Source organism: Streptomyces sp. B6B3 (assembly GCF_039871525.1).
In the GTDB taxonomy this organism is placed as follows: Bacteria; Actinomycetota; Actinomycetes; order Streptomycetales; family Streptomycetaceae; genus Streptomyces.
The window spans coordinates 478,109-502,260 of sequence record NZ_JBDPLU010000002.1 but is presented as its reverse complement, the minus strand read 5'-3'; the positions used below and the strand labels follow the sequence as shown (position 1 = coordinate 502,260).

Genomic DNA, 24,152 nt, shown 5'->3' with positions numbered 1-24,152 from the left:
CGCGCGCCGCCCCCGGGCTGTAGATCGTATCTGCATACGGTGGCTGCCCTGCCCATCCGCCGCATCCGCGGCCGACGTGGAGGTGTTCGACGATGCCCGCCAGACCGCCAGGCCGCCGCTGCGCACCCCACCCCCGGCTTCGCCGGCTGGCGCTGCGGACCACCGCGACGCTGGCCCTGCTGGTGCTGGCGGCGAGCGGGGTCGGCCACGCGATGGTCGACTCGGCCGAGCGGGGCCTGGAGCGGGTCGATCCGTTCCAGGGCCTGCCCGACGGCCAGCGCCCCGACGCGGGCGACGGCCTCACGATGCTGTTGATCGGCACCGACTCGCGGGAGGACCTCAGCGAGCGGGAGCGCGACACCTACCACCTGGGCGACGTCTCCTGCTACTGCGCCGACACCGTCATGCTGCTCCACCTGCCCGCCTCGCGCGACCGGCTGACGGTGGTGAGCCTGCCGCGCGACTCCTACGCCGAACTGCCGGCGCACGAGTTCGCGCCCACGGGCGGCCATCACGAGCCGCACGCCGACAAGCTCAACGCGGCCCTCTCGCACGGCGGCCCCGCGCTGATGGTGAGCACCGTGGAGCGGCTCGCCGGCCTGCGGGTGGACCACTACCTGGAGCTGGACTTCGCCGGCTTCGTGCGGGCGGTGGACGAGGTGGGGGGCGTGCCGGTGTGCACCACCCGGCCGCTGCGGGACGAGCCCGCCGGGCTCGACCTGCCGGCCGGCGCCCACACCCTGGACGGCGCCGAGGCCCTCGCCTACGTGCGCGCCCGGCATGTGGACGGCACCTCCGACGTCGGTCGGATGGAACGTCAGCAGGAGTTCCTCGCCGCCTTCCTGGACCGGATCGCCAGCAGCGGTGTGCTGCTCAACCCCGCCCGGGTCACCGGTGCCGCCGAGGCGCTGCTCGACTCGGTGCGCGTCGACCCGGACTTCGACATCGCGGAGATGGTGGAACTCGCCGAGGCGATGCGGGAGATCAGCCCGTCGGACGCCGAGTTCGTCTCCGTGCCGCTGGCCGAGCGGGAGCGCGAGCTGCCGAACGGCGGCACGGCCGTGGTCTGGGACGCGGAGCCGGCGGAGCGCCTGTTCGACGCACTCCGGAAGGGACAGCCGATCGACCCGAGCCGGCCCGTCGGCGACGGGTCGGAGAGCGACGGGCAGAACGGCGGGACCTGCGGGTAGCGCGGGAGCTCCGCCGGCTCCGCCGGCCACCCGATCGGGTGGGCGCCGCCGCGCTGACCAGGGCGTACCCCGCGCGCCGGGGCACCGGGGCCGCTGGTCATCACTTCGGGTGAATCCATGGCCGGGCCTTGCGGGTGGCGACCCTGTGTCGTCAAGCTGTTGCTGCTTGTCAGCGCTACAACCACGCGATAACGCACGAAAAACGCACGAAATCGGGAGAACCCCTGGGAGGGGCCGGTGCCGTTCGGTGAGCAGCCCGCGTATCTCCGGGTCGCGGACGACCTTCGACAACAGATCGCCAACGGCACCCTGCCGCCGCACTCCAGGCTGCCCTCACAGGCCAGCATCCGCACCCGGTACGGCGTGTCCGACACGGTCGCGCTGGAGGCCCGCAAGGTGCTGATGGCCGAGGGCCTCGTCGAGGGGCGCTCGGGCTCGGGGACGTACGTCAGGGAGCGGCCGGAGCCGCGTCGCATCTGCCGCAGCGGGTACCGCACGCTCGGCGAGTCCTCGCCGTTCCGCCAGGAGCAGACCGACGAGCGGGTGCGCGGCACCTGGGAGGCGCACAGCGAGCGGGCCGAGGCGGGCGAGGCGATCGCCCGGCGGCTGCACATCGAGCCGGGCGACCCGGTGATGTGCACCAGGTACGCGTTCCGCAGCGGCGGCGAGATCGCGATGCTGTCCACCTCGTACGAGCCGCTGCGGCTCACCGCCCGCACCCCGGTGATGCTGCCGGAGGAGGGCCCGCTGGCCGGCCGCGGGGTGGTGGAGCGGATGGCCGCCATCGACCTGGTGGTGGACAACGTCGCCGAGGACGTGCTGGCGCGCCCGGCCCTGGCCGCCGAGGCCCGGCTGCTCGGGGCCGTCCCCGGGCATTCGGTGCTGGTCATCGCGCGCACCTTCCGGGCCGGCAGCCTCCCGGTGGAGACGGCCGACGTGGTCATCCCCGCCGACCGGTACCGGGTCGGGTACCACCTCCCGGTGCGTTAGCCCTTGCCGGGCCCCTTCCGGTGGGACACGAGGGGCCTCCGTGCGTTCGGAACCCGGCGCCTTCGCCACACGGGAGGTCGTCGCCCGCGATCAGGCCCGGACCACCACCGACAACGCTCGTGCCCGACCTCCCTCAGGGCGGGTCCGGGCCTCCGACGTCGGGCAGCGCCAGTTCGAACCAGACGGTCCTGCCGTCCGGGCCTCGCCGGGTGCCCCAGAGGCGGGCGGTCACGGCCACCAGCGGCAGCCCGTCGTCGCCCTCGTCGTCGAGCGCGGCCCCGCGGGCCGGCTCCGGCATGGGGACGCCTCCCAGGTCCGTCACGCCTGAGGGCGCGTCGGTGACCTCCACCAGCAACGAACCGCCGCGCACCATGCGCAGCCCGATCGGGCCGTCCGCATGCCGCACCGCGTTGGTGACCAACTCGCTGACCAGCAGTTCGGCCCGCTCCGCCAGCGCCCCCAGGCCCCAGTCGTCCAGGGCCCGGCGCACCGCGTGGCGGGCGGCCCGGACCGCCTGGCGCCGGGCCGGGAAGGTCCGGCTGACGACCGCGTCGCCGGGCAGCCCGTCGAGCCGGGCGACGAGCAGCGCGATGTCGTCCTCGGGCCCGGTCCCGCCGCCGTGCGGCGGGCCCACGGCCTCCGGTCGCAGGGTCGCGATGACGTCGTCGCACAGCGGTTCCAGCGGCCCGCCGGGGCGGGCGGCGCGGGTCAGCTGGGTGCACAGCCGACGCAGCCCGACGCCGATGTCCTCGCCGCGCGACTCGATCAGCCCGTCCGTGTACAGCACGAGCACCGCGTCCCGGGGCACCTCGAAGCTCCGCTCCTCGAACGTGCCGTCCCGCATCCCCAGCAGGCTGTCCACGCCGAGCGGCGTGCCGGAGGGCAGGTCGAGCGGCCGGGCGCCCCACAGGCCGGTGCCCGGATCCGGGGCGAACAGCACGGGCGGCAGATGGCCGGCCCTGGCCAGCGTGCAGACCCGGGCCGCCGGGTCGTAGACGGCATACACACAGGTGGCCATCAGCGGATGGTGCGGATCCCTGGCGATGTCCCCGCTCAGCTTGCTCATCCGGCGGAGCAGCTCACCCGGCGGCAGGTCGAGCGCGGCGAGCGTGCGGATGGCGGTCCGCAGCCGGCCCATGGTGGCCGCCGCGCGCAACCCGTGCCCGGTGACGTCGCCGACCACGAGGGCCACGCGGCCCCCGGCCAGCGGGAGGAGATCGAACCAGTCGCCACCGACCTCCGCCGCGATGCCGCTGGGCACGTACCGGTGGCTGACGCTGACACCGGGCAACCGGGGAAGGGCCCGCGGCAGCAGGTCATGCTGGAGGGTGACGGCCCGCTCGCGCTCACCGGCGTAGAGGCGGGCGTTGTCCAGCGAGACACCGGCCCGGGCGGCCAGTTCGGTGGTGAGCGTCAGGTCGTGCTGGTCGAACGGCGCGCGCCGGCCGGCCCGGGTGACCGTCAGCAACCCCAGCATGGTGCCGCGGGCCGGCAGCGGCACGCTGATCATCGAGTGGACGCCGAGGTCGTGCGCCATGCGCGCCTTGGCCTCCAGAGGCGACAGCGAGGAGATCTCGGCCGCGGAGGTGAGCAGATGAGGGGTGCCGCTGATCAGGGCGGCGCCCAGCACGTTCTCCGCCGACACGGGCAGTTCCTCGCCCGGTTCCAGCCACCGGTCGACGGCGGGGGTGCGGTCCCGGGCGCCGACCGCGACCCGGACCAGCTGCTGGCCGGCCAGGGCGGCCGGCTCGGGCAGCGCGTCGCCGCGCAGCACGGGACGCAGCAGCGCCACGGTGGCGTAGTCGGCATACCGGGGTACCAGCACCCGGGCGAGCGCCTCGGTGATGGCGCGCACGTCCAGCAGGTCGCTCAGCGCGCGGCCGACGTCGTTCAGCAGCGCCAGCTCCTCGCGGGCCCGCTCCACCTTGGCCATGGCCTCGCGGCGCCCGGTGATGTCCATGACGGTGCAGCTGACCCCCAGCCGCCGCCCGGCCCGGTCGGTCAGCTGGCCGAGGGAGACCGACCGGGAGCCCTTGCCGTCCGGGGAGGCGGTGACCAGGTCGGTCACGGGTCGGCCGGTGTCCAGCACCTGTCCCAGGAGTTTGTGGAGCTCCTGGGACAGCGGCGGTGACAGCACGTCGAGCGCGGTCCGGCCGAGGATCTCGGCCTCGGTCGTGTCGTCCATTCGGACGAGGGACTCGTTGACCCGGACGTAGCGCCGTTCCGGGTCGAAGATCGCCATGCCCAGCGGCGAGGCCGTGAACAGGGCGTCCAGCGCCGCCAGCTCCTGTTCGATGCCCTCCACCCAGTGGGCCTCGGCGAGAATGGCGAGAATGGAGGGATTTCCGTCGGTCCGCCGCGCGAGCGAGCCCCGGCCCTCCAGCCGGACCGGGTGCCCGTCCCGGTGGCGCAGCGCCAGCGACCCGCGCCAGTACCGCCCGCTGAGCGGCTCCCGGTAGACCTCGGCGACGGACGCCTCCCCGCCCTCGGGGGCCAGCTCCGACAGGCGCCGGCCGAGCACCTCCGCCGCGGACCAGCCCAGGATCGTCTCGTTCATCGGGCCCCACAGCAGGACCGCGCCGGACTCGTCCAGCACGACGATGCCGACCGGCAGCTCGTCGAGCGGTGAGCGGAGCGGGGCGGGGCGGTGGTTCACGGCCTCGGCCTGCCGCAGGGGAGGAAATGTCCCATAAGGACGATTGTGCCCCGGTGGCGTCACCGTGCCTGTCGGTGCCGCCGCCGGGGCTCAACGGTGCGCGCGGACCCCCGGCTCGACGCGCTCCACGAGGTAGTGAGCCGGGGCGCCTGCGGAGTGCGCCGCGGCGCCCGATTCGAGTCGCCGGATGAGCCGGTGCGCCTCGGCGCGCGTCGCGCAGTGGCCTATGCGATAGCGACCACCGTTTTCGTCTTGCCGGATCACCTGCCACGGGCGCAGGTTGCTGCCGTTCATTCCTCACCCCCGATCCGCATATGCCAGACCCTACGCCAGCGCGTCACCCTGCGCACACGGATCAGGCCACTGCCATCGTCGGTTCGGTCGGGCAGCGGCTGGTGAACGGCCGGGAGACGGCCGGCGGAGGGTCGGCAGACGGCCGGCGGCGTCAGTCCTCCCGTCCCCGGCGGCGGATCTTGTTGCCGAGCCAGACCAGCGGGTCGTACTTCCGGTCCACCGCCCGTTCCTTCATCGGGATCAGCGCGTTGTCGGTGATCTTGATGCTCTCCGGGCAGACGTCGGTGCAGCACTTGGTGATGTTGCAGAAGCCGAGCCCATGCTCCTCCTGGACGGCGCGCTGCCGGTCCAGGCCCTGCCGCTCCGCGTCGTCGAGCGGGTGCATGTCCAGCTCGGCCATCCGCATCAGGAAACGCGGCCCCGCGAACGCCTCCTTGTTCTCCTCGTGATCGCGCACCACGTGGCAGACGTTCTGGCACAGGAAGCACTCGATGCACTTGCGGAACTCCTGCGAGCGCCCGACATCCTCCTGCTGCATCCGGTACTCGCCGGGCTTCACGCCCTCGGGCGGCACGAAGGAGGGGATCTCCCTGGCCTTCTGGTAGTTGAAGCCGACGTCCGTGACCAGGTCGCGGATGACCGGGAAGGTGCGCAGCGGCGTCACGGTGATGGTCTCGTCGCGCTCGAACTGCGACATCCGGGTCATGCACAACAGCCGCGGCCGGCCGTTGATCTCCGCGCTGCAGGAGCCGCACTTGCCCGCCTTGCAGTTCCAGCGGACCGCCAGGTCCTGGGCCTGGGTGGCCTGCAGGCGGTGGATGATGTCGAGGACCACCTCGCCCTCGTTCACCTCCACCGTGAAGTCCTCGAGGTCCCCGCCCTCGGCGTCCCCCCGCCACACCCGGAAGTGCGCGTCGTAGCGTGTGGTGGTCTCTGCGCCGCTCACTGCGTCAGCTCCTCTTCGGTCAGGTACTTCATCAGTTCGTTCTTGTCGAACAGCTCGAGCAGATCCGACCGCATCGGGGGGAGATCGCGGCGGGTCAGCTCGATCCGGCCGTCCGCGCTGAGCGAGCAGAGCAGGTTCAGCTTGCGCCAGGCACGGTCCATCTGGGGGTAGTCGTCCCGGGTGTGGCCGCCCCTGGACTCCTGGCGCTCCCGGGCGGCGAGCGCGACGCACTCGCTGACCAGCAGCATGTTCCGCAGGTCCAGGGCGAGGTGCCAGCCCGGGTTGTACTGCCGGTGGCCCTCCACGCTCACCCGGCGGGCGCGCTCGCGCAGGCCCTCCAGGCGCTCCAGCGCCTCGGTCATCTCCGACTCCCGGCGGATGATGCCCACCAGGTCGTTCATCGTCTGCTGCAGCTCCTGCTGCACCGTGTACGGGTTCTCCGGCGTGTCGGCGGCGCCCTCCGCCGGCGCGAAGGCGTGCACCGCCTCGCTCGCCGCGCCCTCGATCTCGGCGTCGTCGGCCGCCGGCCGGCCCGCCGGGTCGAGCCCGGCGGCGTACCGCGCCGCGTACAGACCGGCGCGGCGGCCGAACACCAGCAGGTCGGACAGGGAGTTGCCGCCGAGCCGGTTGGAGCCGTGCATCCCGCCGGCCACCTCGCCCGCCGCGTACAGCCCGGTCACGCCGGTGGCCGCCGCGGTGTCCGGGTCGACGTCCACGCCGCCCATCACGTAGTGGCAGGTCGGGCCGACCTCCATCGGCTCCTTGGTGATGTCCACGTCCGCCAGCTGCTTGAACTGGTGGTGCATGGACGGCAGCCGCTTGACGATCTCCTCGGCCGGCATCCGGCTGGAGACGTCGAGGAACACGCCGCCGTGCGGGGAGCCGCGGCCGGCCTTCACCTCGGAGTTGATGGCGCGGGCCACCTCGTCGCGGGGCAGCAGCTCCGGCGGACGGCGGTTGTTGTCCGGGTCGGTGTACCAGCGGTCGGCCTCGGCCTCGTCCTGCGCGTAGTGCTCCTTGAACACCTCGGGGATGTAGTCGAACATGAAGCGCCGACCCTCGCTGTTGGTCAGCACCCCGCCGTCACCGCGCACCGACTCGGTGACCAGGATCCCCTTCACCGACGGCGGCCAGACCATGCCCGTCGGGTGGAACTGCACGAACTCCATGTTCACCAGGGACGCGCCGGCCAGCAGCGCCAGCGAGTGCCCGTCGCCGGTGTACTCCCAGGAGTTCGACGTCACCTTGAACGACTTGCCGATGCCGCCGGTGGCCAGCACCACGGAGGGCGCGTCGATGACGAAGAACCGGCCGGACTCACGTTCGTAGGCGAAGACGCCGGCCACCCGGTCGCCGTCGCCACCCTCCTTGAGCACCCGGGTCACCGTGCACTCCTGGAAGACCTTCAACCGGGACTCGTAGTCGCCGGTCTCCTTGAAGTCCTCCTGCTGCAGGGCCACCACGCGCTGCTGGAGCGTGCGGATCAGCTCGAGCCCGGTGCGGTCGCCGACGTGCGCGAGCCTCGGGTACTCGTGACCGCCGAAGTTCCGCTGCGAGATCCTGCCGTCCGGCGTGCGGTCGAACAGGGCGCCCCAGGTCTCCAGCTCCCACACCCGGTCGGGCGCCTCCTGGGCGTGCAACTCCGCCATCCGCCAGTGGTTGAGGAACTTCCCGCCCCGCATGGTGTCCCGGAAGTGCACCTGCCAGTTGTCGCCGGAGTTGACGTTGCCCATGCTGGCGGCGACGCCGCCCTCGGCCATCACCGTGTGCGCCTTGCCGAACAGCGACTTGCAGATCACCGCCGTGCGCAGACCCTGTTCGCGGGCCTCGATCGCCGCCCGCAGCCCGGCCCCGCCGGCGCCGACCACCACCACATCCCACGACTGCCGTTCCACTTCTCGTACCTTTCCTAGTCGTCTCTGGGTCGTCTGACGAGCGCTGGGGCTCAGAACAGCCGCGGGTCGTTGAACACGTCGGTGGCCAGCAGGTACACGTACAGGTCGGACAGGCCGAGGCTGGTCAGGGACGCCCAGGCCAGGGTCGCGTGGCGGCCGTTGAGTCGGCTCACCAGGGACCACATGCGGTAACGCACCGGGTTCTTCGAGAAGCTCTTCAGCCGGCCGCCCATGATGTGCCGGCAGGAGTGGCAGGACAGCGTGTAGCCCCACACCAGGATCACGTTCACCAGGAGCAGCAGCGAGCCGAGCCCCATGTGGCCCCACTCGTAGTCCTCGTTGCGGAAGCCGAGCAGGGTGTCGTAGGTGAGGATCACCGCGATGACCGCGGAGAGGTAGAAGAAGTAGCGGTGGCTGTTCTGGAAGATCAGCGGGAAGCGGGTCTCGCCCGTGTAGCGCTGGTGCGGTTCGGCCACCGCGCAGGCCGGCGGCGAGGCCCAGAAGCCGCGGTAGTACGCCTTGCGGTAGTAGTAGCAGGTCATCCGGAAGCCGAGCGGCAGCACGAGGATGATCAGCGCCGGGGAGAGCGACCACCAGTCCCCGAACAGCGCCCAGTTGGGGCCGCCCTTCATGTCCACGCAGTTCTCCGCCAGACAGGGCGAGTAGAACGGCGAGACGTACGGGGCGGCGTAGTAGTCGGCGTTGCTGAACGCCCGCCAGGTGGCGTAGGCGATGAAGACCAGCAGTGCGGCGACGGTGACGGTGGGCGCGAGCCACCAGCGGTCGGTGCGCAGGTGCCGCTCGGTGATGGCGGCCCGGGCGGGGGCCGGTGGGGCGTTGGTTTCGGTGGCCAAGGGTCTCTCCGGGGCGAAGAACGGGGAACGTCAGCGTGCGGTCGGGCGGCGAGCGGGTGGGGGTCTCTCCCCGAGGCCGTGCCAGGGCGGCGACGACGTCGGAGTCGCCACCGGAACGGCCCTCGCCGGTGGGTCCGGCGTCGGGGGCGGGGGTAACGGGGGTGGCATCAGTGGCGGCACCCCAGGCCCTCGTCGTCCGCGCCTACCCACGGCCGGTGATCGTAAGGCGCGTCGGAGCCCTCTTTCGGCTCCCCGCTCTCCCGCGGGTGGTTGGCGCCGCGGCGCGGCCGGCGCCCGTCCGGCCAGTCACCCGGCTGCAGGTCCAGGCGGGAGAGACAGCGCGCCACGTCGTCGACGCAGCGCTGCGCGGCACGAAGCTCGTCGTGCGGCGACATCTCCCACCACCTCCTTCGGTGGTCCACCACCTGGACGATGAAGTGTGTCTCCTGACACAGGTGATTGGGAAGGGGGCGGTAGGGCACGGTGACGTCACGCGCCGTCCACCTCAGCTGTGCGCTGCTCCGTACGGGTGATGGCCGCGCGGCTGTTCGCCGTGTCGTCACCAGGGGCCCGCGCTCGTCCTCTTCAGTGGCACGCGGACGCACCGGTGCGATCGACGGACGGTCTGTTGATCGGAACGCGGAGGGGGCGCGGGGGAGGGGCGCCCGGCGGACGGTCCCGACTCGGACCCGGAGGTGCAGGGATGTCAGGCGGCCCGAACCGATCGCGCCGCGCCGCGGCGCTGCTCGCGGCGGCGGCCGCGCTGCTGGCGGGCTGCGCCGGCGGGGCCGACCCTCCCCCAGCCTCCGGCCGGGGGGACCCCCACGGCCTCGGCGGAGCGACGGGACCCTCGGTGGCCGTCGTCCCCCGCGCCGAGCTGACCGCCGGCGGGACCGTCACCTGGGGCGTCGACGAGCTGCCGGAGAGCCTCAACACCTACCACCAGGCGGCGGGCCCGGTGACCGCCCAGGTGGCCGGGGCGGTGCTGCCGTCGCTCTTCACGCTGGACCAGCGCGGCGAGCCCCGGCCGAACGCCGACGTGCTCGTGTCCGCCGAGGTCACCGAGCGGGAACCGCGACAGACGGTCGTCTACACCCTGCACCCGGACGCCGCGTGGAGCGACGGCCGGCCGCTCGGAGTCGCGGACTTCCGCGCCCAGTGGCAGGCGCTGAACGGCACGGACCGCGACTACCCGGCGGCCCGCGCGGCGGGCTACGACCGGATCGCCAGCGTGGCCGAGGGGCCCGGCGAACACCAGGTCACGGTCACCTTCGCCCAGCCCCACGCCGACTGGCGGGCGCTGTTCAGCCCGCTCTACCCCAGCTCGGTGACCGGCGACGCCGACCTCTTCAACGAGGGGCCCGCCCGGGACGCCGAACCCCCCGCCTCGGGCGGTCCCTTCGCGGTCGCCGAGGTGGACCGGGCGGCCGGCACCATCACCCTGGTCCGCAACGACGCCTGGTGGGGCCGGCCCGCGCTGCTCGACGAGCTGGTGTTCGCCGCGGTGTCGAGCGGCGAACGGCGGGACGCGCTGCTGGCCGGCGAACTCGACCTCGCGGAGGTCGCACCCGCCGAGGCCAAGGGGGTCCCCCCGGCCGGAGGCTGGGGGAGGATCGACGCCGCCGGATACCTCCAGGCGGCGCAGGACGACCGAGCCGGAGCCGCCGCACCGCCTCCGGCCGGCGCGGCCCCGGCCGACGCCGGCGCGGCGATGCACGCGCTGGCCACCGCCGCGCTGGCCGCGGCCACCTCGGAGACGTCGGACGCGCGGGCCGAGGCGGCGCGCGCCCACGACCGCTATCTGGGGGCGCTGAGCGCCGCGGAGCGAGCGCGGGGCGACGCGTTCGCCGCCCGCGAGCGGGACCTCGCCGACCGGCTGAACGACCTCACGGTCTACCGCGCCTACGACCCCGGGTACACGCAGCTCACGCTGAACGCCGCGGCGCCGGCGCTCGGCGACGAACGGGTCCGCTGGGCGCTGGCCGGCGCGATCGACCGGGCGGCGCTGGCCGCGGCCGTGCACGAACCCGCGGGGCTGCCGGTCCAGCCGCTCGGCAGCCACCTGCGGACCGCCGACCAGGCGCGGTACTGGGACACCAGCGACGCGCCGCCCGCCCCCGGCTGGGGGGACGCCGACGGCTCCGGCGACCCGGCGGCCGCCGAGGCCCTGCTGGACGAGGCGGGCTGGCGGCTCGACGAGTCGGCGGCCGCGTGGTCCGTGCCGGGCGGCTGGGACGACGTGGACGACGGGGTCCGGCTGCCCGCCGGCGTCGGCACGCCGTGGCGCCCCACCCCGGCCGAGACCCCCGCCGAGACCTCCACGACGGGGTCGGCGGGAGTGGTCGCCGCCGGGTTCGGCTCCGGCTCCGACGCCGGCTCCGACGCCGGTGGGGTGCGGAGCAGGGACGGGAAGCCGTTGGAGCTGCGCCTCGTGCTCCCGGACGGGCCGGGCGCCGCGGCGCTCCGCGGGACCGGCCGGCGCATCGCCGCGATGCTCGCCGAGGTCGGCGTGCGCGCCGAGCTCACCGAGGTGCCGGCGGACGAGTTCTTCGCCGAGACCCTCCCCGGCGGCGCCTTCGACCTCGCGCTGTACTCCTGGCCTGCCACCGCCTTCCCGGCCACCGACGCCCCCTCGCTGTTCGCCAAGCCGCGCACGCTGCCGGGCGGACAGCTCACCTTCGGGCAGAACTACTCCCGGGTCGGCACCGACTACGTCGACCAACTGCTGAGGCAGGCCGCGGGCGAGCTCGACGCGACGGCCCAGGACGAGCTGCTGCGCCGGGCGGACGCCCAGCTGTGGACGGTGGCCGGCTCGCTTCCGCTCTACCAGCCGCCGCAACTGGTGGCCGCCAGGAACGACCTGGCCGGCGTCGGCGCCCACGGCCTGGCCACGCCGCGGTACCAGGACATCGGCTTCCGCCGCTGACCTCGGGCTCGGAGCGGAGGGCCCGGCCGCCGGGACAGGAGGACGCTGGCGGCGGGAAGCCCCCCGCCGGCCCGTACGATGGCAGCCATGCCCACGCGCCACGACATCCGCAACGTCGCCATCGTCGCCCACGTCGACCACGGCAAGACGACCCTGGTCGACGCCATGCTCCGGCAGGCGGGAGCCTTCGCCGCGCACCAGCGGATCGACGAGCGGGTGATGGACACCGGCGACCTGGAGCGCGAGAAGGGCATCACCATCCTCGCCAAGAACACCGCCGTCCGGTATCACCCGAAGGGCGGCGGCGACCCGGTGGTGATCAACATCATCGACACCCCGGGCCACGCCGACTTCGGCGGCGAGGTGGAGCGCGGCCTGTCCATGGTGGACGCGGTGGTGCTGCTGGTGGACGCCTCGGAGGGCCCGCTGCCGCAGACCCGGTTCGTGCTGCGCAAGGCGCTGCAGGCCCGGCTGCCGGTGATCCTCTGCGTCAACAAGACGGACCGTCCGGACGCCCGGATCACCCAGGTGCTCGACGAGACCTACGACCTCTTCCTCGACCTGGACGCCGACGAGGACCAGATCGAGTTCCCCATCGTCTACGCCTGTGCCCGCGACGGTGTGGCCTCCCTCACCCAGCCCGCGGACGGCACGGTGCCGGACGACAGCGACAGCCTGGAGCCGTTCTTCACCACGCTGCTGGAGACCGTGCCGGCGCCGGTCTACGAGGCGGACGCCCCGCTGCAGGCGCACGTCACCAACCTCGACGCGGACAACTTCCTGGGCCGGATCGCGCTGTGCCGGATCCGCCAGGGCGACCTGCGCAAGGGCCAGACCGTGGCGTGGCTGCGGCGCGACGGCAGCGCGCAGAACGTTCGGATCACCGAGCTGCTGATGACCGAGGCGCTCACCCGCCGCCCCGCCGAACAGGCGGGGCCCGGCGACATCTGCGCCGTGGCCGGTATCCCGGACATCATGATCGGCGAGACCCTGGCCGATCCGGAGCAGCCGGTGGCGCTCCCGCTGATCACCGTGGACGAGCCGGCCATCTCCATGACGATCGGCATCAACACCTCCCCGCTGGTCGGCCGCGGCGGCAAGGGACACAAGGTGACGGCCCGGCTGGTGAAGGACCGCCTGGACCGCGAGCTGGTGGGCAACGTCTCGCTGCGGGTGCTGTCGACCGAGCGCCCCGACACCTGGGAGGTCCAGGGCCGGGGCGAGCTGGCGCTGGCGATCCTGGTGGAGACGATGCGCCGGGAGGGCTTCGAGCTGACGGTCGGCAAGCCCGAGGTGGTCACCAAGGAGATCGACGGCCGGGTGCACGAGCCCGTCGAGCGGATGACGATCGACGCGCCTGAGGAGCATCTGGGCGCGATCACCCAGCTCATGGCCGGGCGCAAGGGCCGCATGGAGACCATGACCAACCACGGCTCGGGCTGGGTGCGGATGGAGTTCCTGGTGCCGTCCCGCGGGCTCATCGGCTTCCGCACGGAGTTCCTCACCGAGACCCGGGGCACCGGCATCGCGCACAGCATCTTCGAGCGGCACGAGCCGTGGGCCGGCGAGCTGCGCACCCGGCGCAGCGGTTCGCTGGTCGCCGACCGCTCGGGCGCGGCCACCGCCTACGCGATGCTGAACCTGCAGGAGCGCGGCACCATCTTCGTCGAGCCGGGCACCGAGGTGTACGAGGGCATGCTGGTCGGCGAGAACTCCCGCTCCGACGACATGGACGTGAACATCACCAAGGAGAAGAAGCTCACGAACATGCGGGCCTCCACGGCCGAGACCACGGAGAGCCTGGTGCCGCCGCGGAAGCTCTCGCTGGAGCAGTCCCTGGAGTTCTGCCGCGACGACGAGTGCGTGGAGGTCACGCCGACCGAGGTGCGGATCCGCAAGGTGGTGCTGGACCAGCGGGAGCGGGCCCGCGCCACGGCCCGCGCCAAGCGCCACTAGACACAGCCCGGCGGTCCCCAGCCCAGCGGGCCGGCGGCCGGCCGTCAGGTCTCGTCGCTGCCCAGCACGATGGTGTGCCAGCTGAAGCCGTCCGCGGATATCCGGTAGTGGCCGGGGTGGTCGAGGTCGGTCAGCAGGTACCCGGCGCGGGTCAGCGCGGGCTCCTCCGGCGGCGGCCCCGGACGGGAGATGGTGAACGTGCTCCCGCCGTCCTCGCTGACGTAGATCGAGTCGTCGGCGTACACCACCAGGGTGCCGTCGGCGGCCGCGATCGGGCTGCCGAACACGGAGGCCGGGCGGCTACTGGTGTCGACGTGCGTCCACACCCGCTCCCAGGTGCGCCCGTCGTCCGCGCTGTGGTAGATGCCCAGCAGGTTGCTCCGGTACAGGCCGGACTGGAAGCCGCTGTCCTCCTCCGGATCCGCCGTGCCGGTCTCGAACGCGTACAGCCCGTCGGGCCCGAGCGCCAGCTCCAGCTGACGGTGACTCACCGAGCCCAGGAACTCGGGCGCGGTCGGCAGCGGCGCGAGCGTGCGCCAGCCACCGTCCTCCGGCCGCCACACGGCCACGGCGGGGTCTCCGTCGGCGTCCAGGCCCGGCACCCAGTACCGGCCGTCGGACAGGCGCCCGGGGGCGCCGAGCTCCTCCAGCGGCGGCTGCGGCTCCAGCAGTCGGTACTCGGCGGTGTCCGGCAGCAGCACGGCCAGCCGGCCGTCCACCGCGGAGGCGGTGCTCAGCAGGGCGCCCTGGGGTATCCCGGTCGCGGTGCCCGTGGGCTCGAAGTCGGTGGCCCGCCAGCTGCCACCGCCGTCCGTGGTGAGCCAGGCGTGCGCCTCGGAGGGCAGCCCCGCGCCGTGGGTGACGGCGGCCAGCCGCGCGTGTCCGGGGCCGGCCGCCTGGATCGTCGCGTCGAGGTCGCTCGGCGCGACGGGCGGCAGCGGGGTCTGCGCCAGCCGCCAGACGGCCTCGCCGTCGTAGCTGGCCACCCGGTAGCTGCACGTGTACGGGGGCGCGTCGGGGCAGTCGGCCAGCAGCGCGAAGCCGTGGTCCTCGTCGTAGAAGTCGAGCGAGATCACCTGGCCCGGCAGTTCGGCACCCGAGGGCACCCGGGGCGGCTCGGCCGAGGGCTCGACGGTCGGCTCCAGCGCGGGGGCGCCCGGCTGCTCCTCGGCCGTGGTACCGGTGTCGGCGAAGCAGCCGGTGAGCGCGGCGGCCCCGAGCGTGGCGACCAGGGCGGTGAGCAGAGCGGTGACGCGGGCTGTGGCGCGAGTGATGGGGGCGGCCGTGGGGGGAGAGGTGAAGCCGGACGGGACGTCGTGCCGTGAGCGACAGTGCATGCCTCTCCTGCGCATCCGCGCCTCCTAGCGCATAAACCGACGCGTGGCGTCGGCTACCCGGCGGTCGTTATCGAAATGATATCTCGACAGGTACGTCCGTCATATGGGGGTTTCTGGGCAACACGGGGGACTTAACGGGGCCCGGTCTGCCCCTAAAAACCACATTAAGTGTCTTATGGATCCCAGTGTGACGTTCGGTCAGCCCAAGGAGGCATCCATGCGCGAGGTCACGCGTCTGACCTGGGTCATCGCGACCACCGCCGCCCTCGCCCTGGCGGCGGTGGGATGCGGCGGGGACGACGGCTACGGGACCGCGAGCGCGGACGGGGCGGTGATTCGAGCCTCCTGGGGCGACCCCGCCCACCCACTGGAGCCGGCCAACACCAACGAGGTGCAGGGCGGCAAGGTCCTCGACATGATCTTCCGTGGCCTGAAGCGCTACGACCCGGAGACCGGCCGGGCCGAGGACATGATGGCGAAGTCCATCGAGACCGATGACCAGCGGAACTTCACCATCACCATCGAGGACGGCTGGACCTTCCACGACGGCAGCCCGGTCACCGCGGAGTCCTACGTGGACGCCTGGAACTACGGCGCGCACCTCGACAACGCGCAGGTGGGGAGCTACTTCTTCCAGTTCGTCGAGGGCTACGAGGACGTGCATCCCGTGGACCCCGGGGCGGAGCCCTCGGCCGACACCATGAGTGGCCTGAAAGTGGTGGATGACCACACGTTCACCGTCCGGCTGAGCGAGCCCTTCTCGCTGTGGCCGGAAACGCTCGGTTACGCCGCCTACGCTCCGTTGCCCCGCTCGTTCTTCGACGACCACGAGGCCTGGCTCGCCAAACCGGTCGGCAACGGCCCCTACCGGGTCGACTCCTACACGCCGAGCCAGAGCATGCTGCTGTCCTCGTACGAGAAGTACCGCGGCGACGACAAGCCCAGGAACGACGGCGTGGAGCTGCGGGTCTACACCGACAACAACACCGCCTACACCGACCTGCAGGCCGGCAACCTCGACATCATCGACGACGTGCCGGCCTCGCAACTGCAGAACGCCCAGGCCGACCTCGGCGACCGCTACATCAACCAGCCCGCCGGGATCATCCAGACCCTCTCCTTCCCGCTCTACGACGAGGCGTGGCAGGGCGAGGACGCCAGGAAGATCCGCGAGGGCCTGTCGATGGCCATCGACCGCGAGGCGATCACCAGCCGGATCTACCACGACACCCGCACCCCCGCGAAGGACTTCACCTCGCCGGTGCTGGGCCGGGACGGCGGCTACGATCCGGGGATCTGCGGCGCGGCGTGCGAGTACCACCCGGACCGCGCCCGTCAGCTGATCGAGGAGGCCGGCGGACTGCCCGGCGGCTCCATCACCCTGAGCTCGAACGTGGACACCGGCTCGCACCGCCAGTGGATGGACGCCGTCTGCAACAGCATCAACAACGTGCTGAACGACACCGGCGCCTGCACCGTGAACCCGGTGCCCACCTTCGCCGACTTCCGCAACCAGATCCTCGCCGACGAGATGACCGGGATGTTCCGCACCGGCTGGCAGATGGACTACCCGCTGATCCAGAACTTCCTGCAGCCGCTGTACTACACGGACGCGTCCTCCAACGACGCCGGCTACAGCAACGAGCGTTTCGACCATCTGGTCGACCAGGCCAACGCCAGCGCCGACGAGCAGCGGGCGACCGACCTCTTCCACCAGGCGGAGGAGCAGATCGTGCACGACCTGCCGGCGATCGCCCTGTGGTACCAGAACGGCACCGCCGGCTACTCGGAGCGGCTCAGCGACGTGAAGCTCAACCCCTTCTCCGTGCCCGTCTTCACCGACATCAGGGTCAGCTGACCCTCGGGACCAGTCGAGTACCAGGAAGCCCAGGAAGGGAGGCCCGCGTGGGGCGCTACGTCGTCCGGCACCTGCTGCAGATGATCCCGGTCTTCGTCGGGTCCACCTTCCTGATCTTCGTGATGGTGTACGCGCTCGGCGACCCGGTCACCGCCCTGTTCGGCGAGCGCGCCCCCGACCCCGCCACCGCCCGGGCGCTGCGCGAGGAGTTCGGCCTCGACCAGCCGCTGTGGCGGCAGTACCTCGACTACATGACCCGGATCTTCACCGGCGACTTCGGCACCGCCTTCAACGGCCAGCCCGTCACCGCGCTGATGGAGCACTCGTTCCCCATCAGCTTCCGGCTGATGCTCGTCGCGCTGGTGCTGGAGATGGTCGTCGGCATCACCCTCGGCGTGCTCACCGGACTGCGCCGCGGCCGTCCGATGGACACCTCGGTGCTGATGCTGACCCTGGTGGTCATCGCCGTCCCCACCTTCGTGCTGGGCACCACCGCCCAGTACTTCCTCGGCGTGCGGCTGGGCTGGATCGACCCGGCCGTCAGCCCCACGGCCGGCCTCGGCGAGTTGCTGGTGCCCGGGCTGATCCTCGCGCTGGTCTCGCTGGCCTACGTCACCCGCCTCACCCGCGCCTCGGTCGCCGAGAACGCCCGCGCCGACTACGTGCGCACGGCCGTCGCCAAGGGCCTGCCGCGCCGCCGCACCACCGTGCGCCACCTGCTGCGCAACTCCCTCATCCCGGTGGTCACCTACCTCGGCACCGACATCGGCAACCTGATGGCCGGCGCCATCGTGACCGAGCGGATCTTCAACATCCAGGGCGTCGGCTACCAGCTCTACCAGGGCATCCTCCGGCAGAACTCGCCCACCGTGGTCGGCTTCGTCGTCGTCCTGGTGCTGATCTTCCTGCTCGCCAACCTGATCGTCGACGTGCTCTACGCCGTGCTCGACCCGAGGATCCGCTATGCCTGAGGAACAGCACGCCGTCCTGTCCCCGGACGCGCGGCCGCCGGCCGAGGCGGCCGCGGGGCCCGAGCCCGGCGCGGCGCGCAGCCTGTGGTCCGACGCCTGGCACGACCTGCGACGCAACCCGGTGTTCCTGGTCTCCGCGGTGCTGATCGCCTGCCTGGTCGTCGTCGCCCTCTGGCCGGGACTGGTCGCCGGCGGCAGCCCGGTGCGCTGCGAACTCGGCCGTTCCCTCCAGGGCCCCACCTCCGGGCACTGGTTCGGCTTCGACAGCCAGGGCTGCGACGTCTACACCCGCACCGTCTACGGCGCCCGCGCCTCGATCGCCGTCGGGGTCTGCGCCACCCTCGGCGTGGCCCTGCTCGGCGGCGTCGTCGGCGGCCTCGCCGGCTTCTACGGCGGCGGCTTCGACGCGCTGCTGTCCCGGCTCACCGACGTGTTCTTCGGCATCCCGATGGTGCTCGGCGCCATCGTCTTCCTCAGCATGATCACGCTCACCGGCGTCTGGTCGGTGGTGCTGGTCATCGCCGCGCTGGGCTGGCCGCCGATCGCCCGCATCGCCCGCGGCGCGGTGGTGATGGCGAAGCAGCACGACTACGTGCTCGCCGCCCGGGCGCTGGGCGCCGGCAACGCGAGGCTGCTGCTGCGGCACATCCTGCCCAACGCGGTGGCCCCGGTGATCGTGATGGCCACGATCATGCTGGGCACCTTCATCGCCCTGGAGGCGACGCTCAGCTACCTCGGGGTGGGGCTGCGCCCGCCGACCGTCTCCTGGGGCGTGGACATCTCCGCGGCCTCCGACGGCATGCAGTTCCGCAACGCGCCCCACATCCTGCTCTACCCGGCCGCCGCGCTGAGCCTCACCGTGCTGGCCTTCATCATGCTCGGCGACGCGGTCCGCGACGCCCTCGACCCGAAGCTGCGCTGACGTCGGACGCCGCGGCGCGACGCCCGCGGCGCGAAAGGAGGCTGGTCGCCTTGCTGCTCGAGGTGCGGGACCTGCGGGTCGAGTTCGCCACCAGGGACGGCGTGGTGCGGGCGGTGGACGGGGTGAGCTACGCCGTGGACGCGGGCGAGACGCTCGCGGTGCTCGGCGAGTCGGGATCCGGGAAGTCAGTCGCCGCGCAGGCGGTGATGGGCATCCTGGAGACGCCGCCGGGCCGGATCACCTCGGGCGAGGTCCGGTTCCAGGGCCGCGACCTGCTCACCCTGGGCGCGGAGGAGCGGCGCCGGGTCCGCGGCGAGCGGATGGCGATGATCTTCCAGGACGCGCTCTCCGCCCTCAACCCGGTGTTGCCCGTGGGCTACCAGCTGGCCGAGATGTACCGGGTGCACCGGGGCGCGCCGCGCCGGGAGGCCAGGGAACGCGCGGTGGAGCTGATGGACCGGGTGCGCATCCCGGCGGCCAGGGAGCGGGCGGGCGACTATCCGCACCAGTTCTCCGGCGGCATGCGCCAGCGCATCATGATCGCCATGGCGCTCGCGCTGGAGCCCGAGCTGATCATCGCCGACGAGCCCACCACCGCCCTCGACGTGACCGTGCAGGCGCAGGTGATGGACCTGCTCGACGAGTTGCGCCGGGAGTACCGGATGGGGCTGATCCTGATCACCCACGATCTCGGGGTGGTCGCCGACGTCGCCGACCGGATCGCGGTGATGTACGCGGGCCGGGTCGTGGAACACGCGCCCGTCCGGCGGCTGTTCGCGGCTCCCGCCCATCCGTACACCAGAGGGCTGCTCGCCTCGATCCCGCGCCTGGACCGCAGGGGACGCGAGTTGGCGGCGATCAGGGGCCTGCCACCGAACCTGCTGTCGGTGCCGTCCGGCTGCCCGTTCCACCCCCGCTGCCCGCTGGCCCGGGCGGTCTGCCGCGCCGAGCGACCACCGCTGCACCCGGTCGCCGAGGGCCGCTCCAGCGCCTGCCACTTCTGGAAGGAGATCCTCGGTGACGGAGACCACCACGACCGACGAGCGCACCGGTGAGCCGCCGACGGGCGCCCCGCCCCTCCTCCAGGTGCGCGGCCTGGTCAAGCACTATCCGCTGACCCAGGGCGTGCTGCTGCGCCGTCAGGTCGGCGCGGTGCAGGCCGTCTCCGGCGTGTCCTTCGACCTGCGGCCCGCGCAGACCCTGGGGGTGGTGGGCGAGTCGGGCTGCGGCAAGACCACCGTGGCCAAGCTGATCACCAGCCTGGAGCGGCCGACCGAGGGCGAGATCCGCTATCAGGGCGAGGACATCTCCCGGCTCTCCGGACGGGCGTTGAAGGCGGTTCGGCGCGACATCCAGATGGTCTTCCAGGATCCCTACAGTTCGCTGAATCCCCGGATGACGGTCGGGGACATCGTGGGCGAACCCTTCGACATCCATCCGGAGGTGGCGCCGAAGGGCGACCGGCGCCGCCTGGTGCGCGAGCTCCTCGACGTGGTGGGACTCAATCCGGAATATCTCAACCGTTATCCCCACCAGTTCTCCGGCGGTCAGCGGCAGCGCATCGGCATCGCCAGGGGACTCGCGCTCCGGCCGCGGATCATCGTGGCCGACGAGCCGGTTTCGGCGCTGGACGTCTCGGTGCAGGCCCAGGTGATCAACCTCATGGCGAGGCTCCGGGCGGAGTTCGGCCTCTCCTATGTGTTCATTGCGCACGATCTGTCCGTGGTGCGGCATATCTCGGACCGGATCGCCGTGATGTACCTCGGGCAGATCGTGGAAACGGGCACGGAGACCGAGATCTACGACCACCCCACCCATCCGTACACGCAGGCGCTGCTCTCCGCCGTCCCGGTGCCCGATCCCGAGACGCGACAGCGGCGGGACCGGATCATCCTCGCCGGCGACGTGCCCTCGCCCGCCGACCCCCCGTCGGGCTGCCGCTTCCGCACCCGTTGCTGGAAGGCGCGGCCGCGGTGCGCGGAGGAGACGCCGCCACTGGTGGTGCCGCAACGGCTGAGCCGGGCCACGGGCCCGGTCAGGCATCCGTCCGCCTGTCACTTCGCCGAGGAACGGGTGCGCAACGGGTGACGGGCACTCAGCCCGCGGCCGGTTCGCGGTGACGGGGACCGGGGCGGTATGGACACGAAATCCACACCACCCCGGTCCTACGGCACCCGCACGGCCGTACCGCCTCAGTCTGGGCCGTTCGCATATCGGTGTAGGGTCCGCGCTGTTGCCTGATTGTTAACACCCTGCCTCGGCATTTGTCCGGATTTCTCGGAAATAAAGCTGCCCCGTCAAGCACGTTACGGCCTCAATCGGCATAACTTTGTCCTGCCATTTGGCTGTCATTGGCTCATACCAATGCTATGGCTTGACGAGAAACTGTGTGCCTTGCCACAGTCGCGATCTACACGCGCAGCACGTCCACACGTCGGGGGCCAACGATGTCCAGCCCAACCCAGGTCGCCAAGGCGGCCGAGTCGGTCGATGCCACTCCGGCGACGGCTCCGGCGCCCGAACTGGTCGGCCGTTCTCCCGGACAGCTGATGTGGCGACGCTTCCGGCGTGACCGGGTCGGGGTCATATCCGCCTTCGTGGTGCTCTTCTTCTTCGCGATCGCGCTACTCGCCCCGGTCATCTCCTGGCTCTACGGCAAGGATCCGTACACCCGGTACGGCCAGGAGGACACCAGCCTGCTCAACGCGTACGGCTACCCGATCAAGCCGAACGGCGGCATCGACGGCGAGTTCTGGTTCGGGCTGGAGCCCAACAGCGGCAAGGACGTGCTGACGCTGCTGGTCTACGGCATCCGCACCTCGCTGCTGCTCGCCCTCGTGGTGACCGTGCTGGCCACGCTCACCGCGATCGTGGTCGGCATCACCGCCGGGTATCTGGGCGGGAAGTGGGACTACTTCATCAGCCGCATCACCGACCTGATGATGGCGTTCCCGCAGCAGCTCTTCTTCGTGGCGTTCCTGCCCATCGTCGGCTCGCTGCTGATGGACCCGCGCGAGGAGACGCCGACCTGGGTCAAGGTGTGTTCGATCATCCTCGTGCTCTGGGTGTTGGGCTGGATGACGCTCGCCCGCATCCTGCGCGGCGCCACCCTGGCGCTGCGGGAACGCGAGTTCGTCGAGGCCGCGAAGGTCAGCGGGGCCAGCCCCTGGCGGATCATCCGCAGGGAGCTGCTGCCGAACGTGGTCTCGCCGATCCTGGTGCAGTTCACGTACATGCTGCCGAACTTCGTCACCACGGTCGCCGCGCTGTCGTTCCTCGGCGTCGGCGTCACGGAGCCCACGCCCGACTGGGGCCGGATGTTCGCCACCGCGGCCGGGGTGTACCACAACGACCTCACCTACATGTTCTTCCCCGGAGTGGCGATGGTGATCTTCGTCGTCGCCTTCAACCTCCTGGGCGACTCGGTCCGCGACGCCTTCGATCCGAAGACCGTCCGCTGACCGACACCGACTTTCCGGAAACGACCTACTGACAGAGACAACGAACGGGCAGGTGCGAGGAACCCATGAGCGAGAGAGCACTGGGTAGCGGGCGGGGCTTCAGGCTGCCCGAGTTTTCGAGAAGGTCGGCGCTCGCCATGGGCGGCGGTCTGGCGCTCGCCGCGTGCAGCAGCGGCGGCGGCGGTGGCGGTGAGAACACCGAGGTGGAGGGCCCCCAGGAGCTGGAGGGCGTCCTCTTCGGTGACGCCGAGAAGTCCACTGGCCCGGCGCCCGAGGTGCAGGGCGCCACGCGCGGCGGCACGCTCTACATGCTGAACGAGTCGCCGCCCGAGCACCTCGACCCGGGCCAGGTCTACGTGTCCGCCGAGTCGACCATCACCCGGCTGCTGCACCGCGGCCTCACCGTCGTCCAACTCGACGACGCGGGCGAGTACACGGTGATCGGCGACCTCGCCACGGACTCGGGCGAGACCTCGGAGGACGGGCGTACCTGGAAGTACACGCTCAAGGACAACATATTCTGGGAGAACGGCGACCCGATCACGTCGGCCGACGTGCGGCACACCGTGGAGCGGCTCTTCGCCGACTTCATCGCCCAGGGCCCGAAGTACCTCCAGGGCTGGCTGGCCAACGACCCCGCGAACTACCGCGAGCTGCTGCCCGGCGGCCCCTACGAGGGCAGCCACCTGCCGGACTCCGTGCTGGAGACGCCGGACGACAAGACGATCATCTTCCACTTCGAGCAGCCGCAGCTCGACCTGCCGTACTGCCTGGCCATGCCCGGCTACGCGATCGTCTCCGAGGCCGGCGACACCCAGGAGGACTACGACCGGGAGCCGCTGTGCTGCGGCCCGTACCGGATCGAGTCCTACGAGAGCGGCCGCTCCATGGTCCTGGTGCGGAACGAGCACTGGCACGCCGAGACCGACGCGGCGAGGAACGACTACCCGGACCGCTGGGAGATGTCCTTCGGGCACTCCTACGAGGACTCCACCAGCCGGCTGATGGCGGACCGCGGCGACGACCAGTACGCGGTGACCTTCAACAACGGCCTGGACGCGAGCAACGGTCAGACGGTGCTCGAGGACCCGCAGTACGAGGACCGTTTCATCGACGGATTCCAGCCGTTTGTGGCCATGCTGGCGATCAACATGGACATGGTCACCGACAAGAAGATCCGCGAGGCGATCTGCCACGCCATCCCGCTGAACGGCGTGCTGAACCCCTACGGCGGCCCCATCGGCGGCCAGTACGCGGGCGGCATCATCAGCCCGCTGCTGCCGGGCTACGAGGACGGGTACGACCCGTACGGCAAGCTCGAGAAGCCCGAGGGCGACGTCGACAGGGCGCGCCAGCTGCTGGAGGAGGCCGACGCGGTCGGCTACGAGCTGAACTTCTACAACAACGTGCGGGCCGAGGACCAGTCGGCGTCGTCCGCGATCGAGGACGCCCTCCAGCAGGCCGGCTTCTCGGTCAACCGGACCCAGGGCCCGATCGAGACGTACTACGACGAGATCGGCGTCGTCGAGAACAACCTGCACATCTACCGCAGCAACTGGGGCCACGACTGGATCTCCGCGTCCACCGTGATCCCGCCGCTCATGGACGGCCGGCAGATCGAGGACGGCGCCGCGAACTACTGCCACCTGAACGACGACTTCGTGAACTCGGAGATCGACCGGATCACCCAGATCACCGACGTCGAGGAGCAGGCCACGGAGTGGTTCAACCTCAACAAGCACATCCTGGAGGAGATCCTCCCGGTCGTGCCGATGTACTACTACCGGCAGCCGATGCTGCACGGTTCGAAGGTCGGCGGCGCGGTCTTCAACGACGACCTCGGCACCATCGACATGAACAAGCTCTTCGTCACGGACGTGTGACCCAAGCGCCAGG

At 71.7% G+C, this 24,152-nt stretch carries 18 protein-coding genes; 11 read left to right on the top strand and 7 right to left on the bottom strand.

Annotation, left to right across the window (positions count from 1 at the left end):
- Positions 1-92 precede the first annotated feature (92 nt).
- Both ABGB06_RS06495 and ABGB06_RS06490 read left to right on the top strand, forming a co-directional pair.
- Entirely contained in the window at positions 93-1,190 is a 1,098-nt protein-coding gene (locus ABGB06_RS06495; protein WP_347586149.1) for an LCP family protein, read from the top strand.
- 237 nt (positions 1,191-1,427) lie between these two features.
- The gene (locus tag ABGB06_RS06490) at positions 1,428-2,180 is read left to right on the top strand and encodes a GntR family transcriptional regulator (protein ID WP_347586147.1); all 753 of its coding nucleotides are present in this window, start codon (positions 1,428-1,430) and stop codon (positions 2,178-2,180) included.
- 133 nt (positions 2,181-2,313) lie between these two features.
- Here ABGB06_RS06490 and ABGB06_RS06485 read toward each other — a convergent pair whose 3' ends face one another.
- The 6 genes from ABGB06_RS06485 to ABGB06_RS06460 form a co-directional block, all read right to left on the bottom strand.
- Positions 2,314-4,836 (bottom strand): SpoIIE family protein phosphatase, encoded by a 2,523-nt coding sequence (locus tag ABGB06_RS06485; protein ID WP_347586146.1) that lies wholly within the window; start codon positions 4,834-4,836, stop codon positions 2,314-2,316.
- Positions 4,837-4,926: 90 nt separating this feature from the next.
- Positions 4,927-5,130 carry an SPOR domain-containing protein gene (locus tag ABGB06_RS06480; RefSeq protein ID WP_347586144.1) on the bottom strand — a complete coding sequence of 68 codons (204 nt, stop codon included), beginning with the start codon at positions 5,128-5,130 and terminating at the stop codon, positions 4,927-4,929.
- A 151-nt stretch (positions 5,131-5,281) separates the two neighbouring features.
- The gene (locus ABGB06_RS06475) at positions 5,282-6,076 is read right to left on the bottom strand and encodes a succinate dehydrogenase/fumarate reductase iron-sulfur subunit (RefSeq protein WP_347586142.1); all 795 of its coding nucleotides are present in this window, start codon (positions 6,074-6,076) and stop codon (positions 5,282-5,284) included.
- Complete coding sequence (locus ABGB06_RS06470) at positions 6,073-7,971, bottom strand: fumarate reductase/succinate dehydrogenase flavoprotein subunit (protein ID WP_347586140.1); 1,899 nt, start codon at positions 7,969-7,971, stop codon at positions 6,073-6,075. The genes ABGB06_RS06475 and ABGB06_RS06470 overlap by 4 nt, the downstream gene beginning before the upstream one ends.
- A 50-nt stretch (positions 7,972-8,021) precedes the next feature.
- Positions 8,022-8,825, bottom strand: coding sequence for a hypothetical protein (locus ABGB06_RS06465; RefSeq protein WP_347586138.1), 804 nt, complete (start codon positions 8,823-8,825; stop codon positions 8,022-8,024).
- A 167-nt stretch (positions 8,826-8,992) separates the two neighbouring features.
- Complete coding sequence (locus ABGB06_RS06460; protein ID WP_347586137.1) at positions 8,993-9,220, bottom strand: hypothetical protein; 228 nt, start codon at positions 9,218-9,220, stop codon at positions 8,993-8,995.
- Positions 9,221-9,528: 308 nt separating this feature from the next.
- Here ABGB06_RS06460 and ABGB06_RS06455 point away from each other — a divergent pair, with 308 nt between their 5' ends.
- Positions 9,529-11,751 (top strand): ABC transporter family substrate-binding protein, encoded by a 2,223-nt coding sequence (locus ABGB06_RS06455; RefSeq protein WP_347586135.1) that lies wholly within the window; start codon positions 9,529-9,531, stop codon positions 11,749-11,751.
- A gap of 87 nt (positions 11,752-11,838) precedes the next feature.
- The gene (typA, locus tag ABGB06_RS06450; protein ID WP_347586134.1) at positions 11,839-13,707 is read left to right on the top strand and encodes a translational GTPase TypA; all 1,869 of its coding nucleotides are present in this window, start codon (positions 11,839-11,841) and stop codon (positions 13,705-13,707) included.
- A 44-nt stretch (positions 13,708-13,751) separates the two neighbouring features.
- Here the strand turns inward: typA and ABGB06_RS06445 are convergent, their stop codons facing one another.
- A complete protein-coding gene (locus ABGB06_RS06445; protein ID WP_347586132.1) occupies positions 13,752-15,044 on the bottom strand; it encodes a hypothetical protein in 1,293 nt (430 codons plus the stop codon).
- A 217-nt stretch (positions 15,045-15,261) separates the two neighbouring features.
- Here ABGB06_RS06445 and ABGB06_RS06440 point away from each other — a divergent pair, with 217 nt between their 5' ends.
- The 7 genes from ABGB06_RS06440 (at position 15,262) to ABGB06_RS06410 (ending at position 24,139) form a co-directional block, all read left to right on the top strand.
- Complete coding sequence (locus ABGB06_RS06440) at positions 15,262-16,902, top strand: ABC transporter substrate-binding protein (RefSeq protein WP_347586130.1); 1,641 nt, start codon at positions 15,262-15,264, stop codon at positions 16,900-16,902.
- Positions 16,903-16,949: 47 nt separating this feature from the next.
- Entirely contained in the window at positions 16,950-17,873 is a 924-nt protein-coding gene (locus ABGB06_RS06435) for an ABC transporter permease (protein ID WP_347586128.1), read from the top strand.
- The gene (locus ABGB06_RS06430; RefSeq protein WP_347586126.1) at positions 17,866-18,795 is read left to right on the top strand and encodes an ABC transporter permease; all 930 of its coding nucleotides are present in this window, start codon (positions 17,866-17,868) and stop codon (positions 18,793-18,795) included. The genes ABGB06_RS06435 and ABGB06_RS06430 overlap by 8 nt, the downstream gene beginning before the upstream one ends.
- A 50-nt stretch (positions 18,796-18,845) precedes the next feature.
- Complete coding sequence (locus ABGB06_RS06425; RefSeq protein ID WP_347586124.1) at positions 18,846-19,850, top strand: ABC transporter ATP-binding protein; 1,005 nt, start codon at positions 18,846-18,848, stop codon at positions 19,848-19,850.
- Entirely contained in the window at positions 19,813-20,883 is a 1,071-nt protein-coding gene (locus ABGB06_RS06420; RefSeq protein ID WP_347586122.1) for a dipeptide ABC transporter ATP-binding protein, read from the top strand. The genes ABGB06_RS06425 and ABGB06_RS06420 overlap by 38 nt, the downstream gene beginning before the upstream one ends.
- A 359-nt stretch (positions 20,884-21,242) precedes the next feature.
- Entirely contained in the window at positions 21,243-22,256 is a 1,014-nt protein-coding gene (locus ABGB06_RS06415) for an ABC transporter permease (protein ID WP_347586120.1), read from the top strand.
- A 137-nt stretch (positions 22,257-22,393) separates the two neighbouring features.
- A complete protein-coding gene (locus ABGB06_RS06410) occupies positions 22,394-24,139 on the top strand; it encodes an ABC transporter substrate-binding protein (protein WP_347586118.1) in 1,746 nt (581 codons plus the stop codon).
- Positions 24,140-24,152 lie beyond the last annotated feature (13 nt).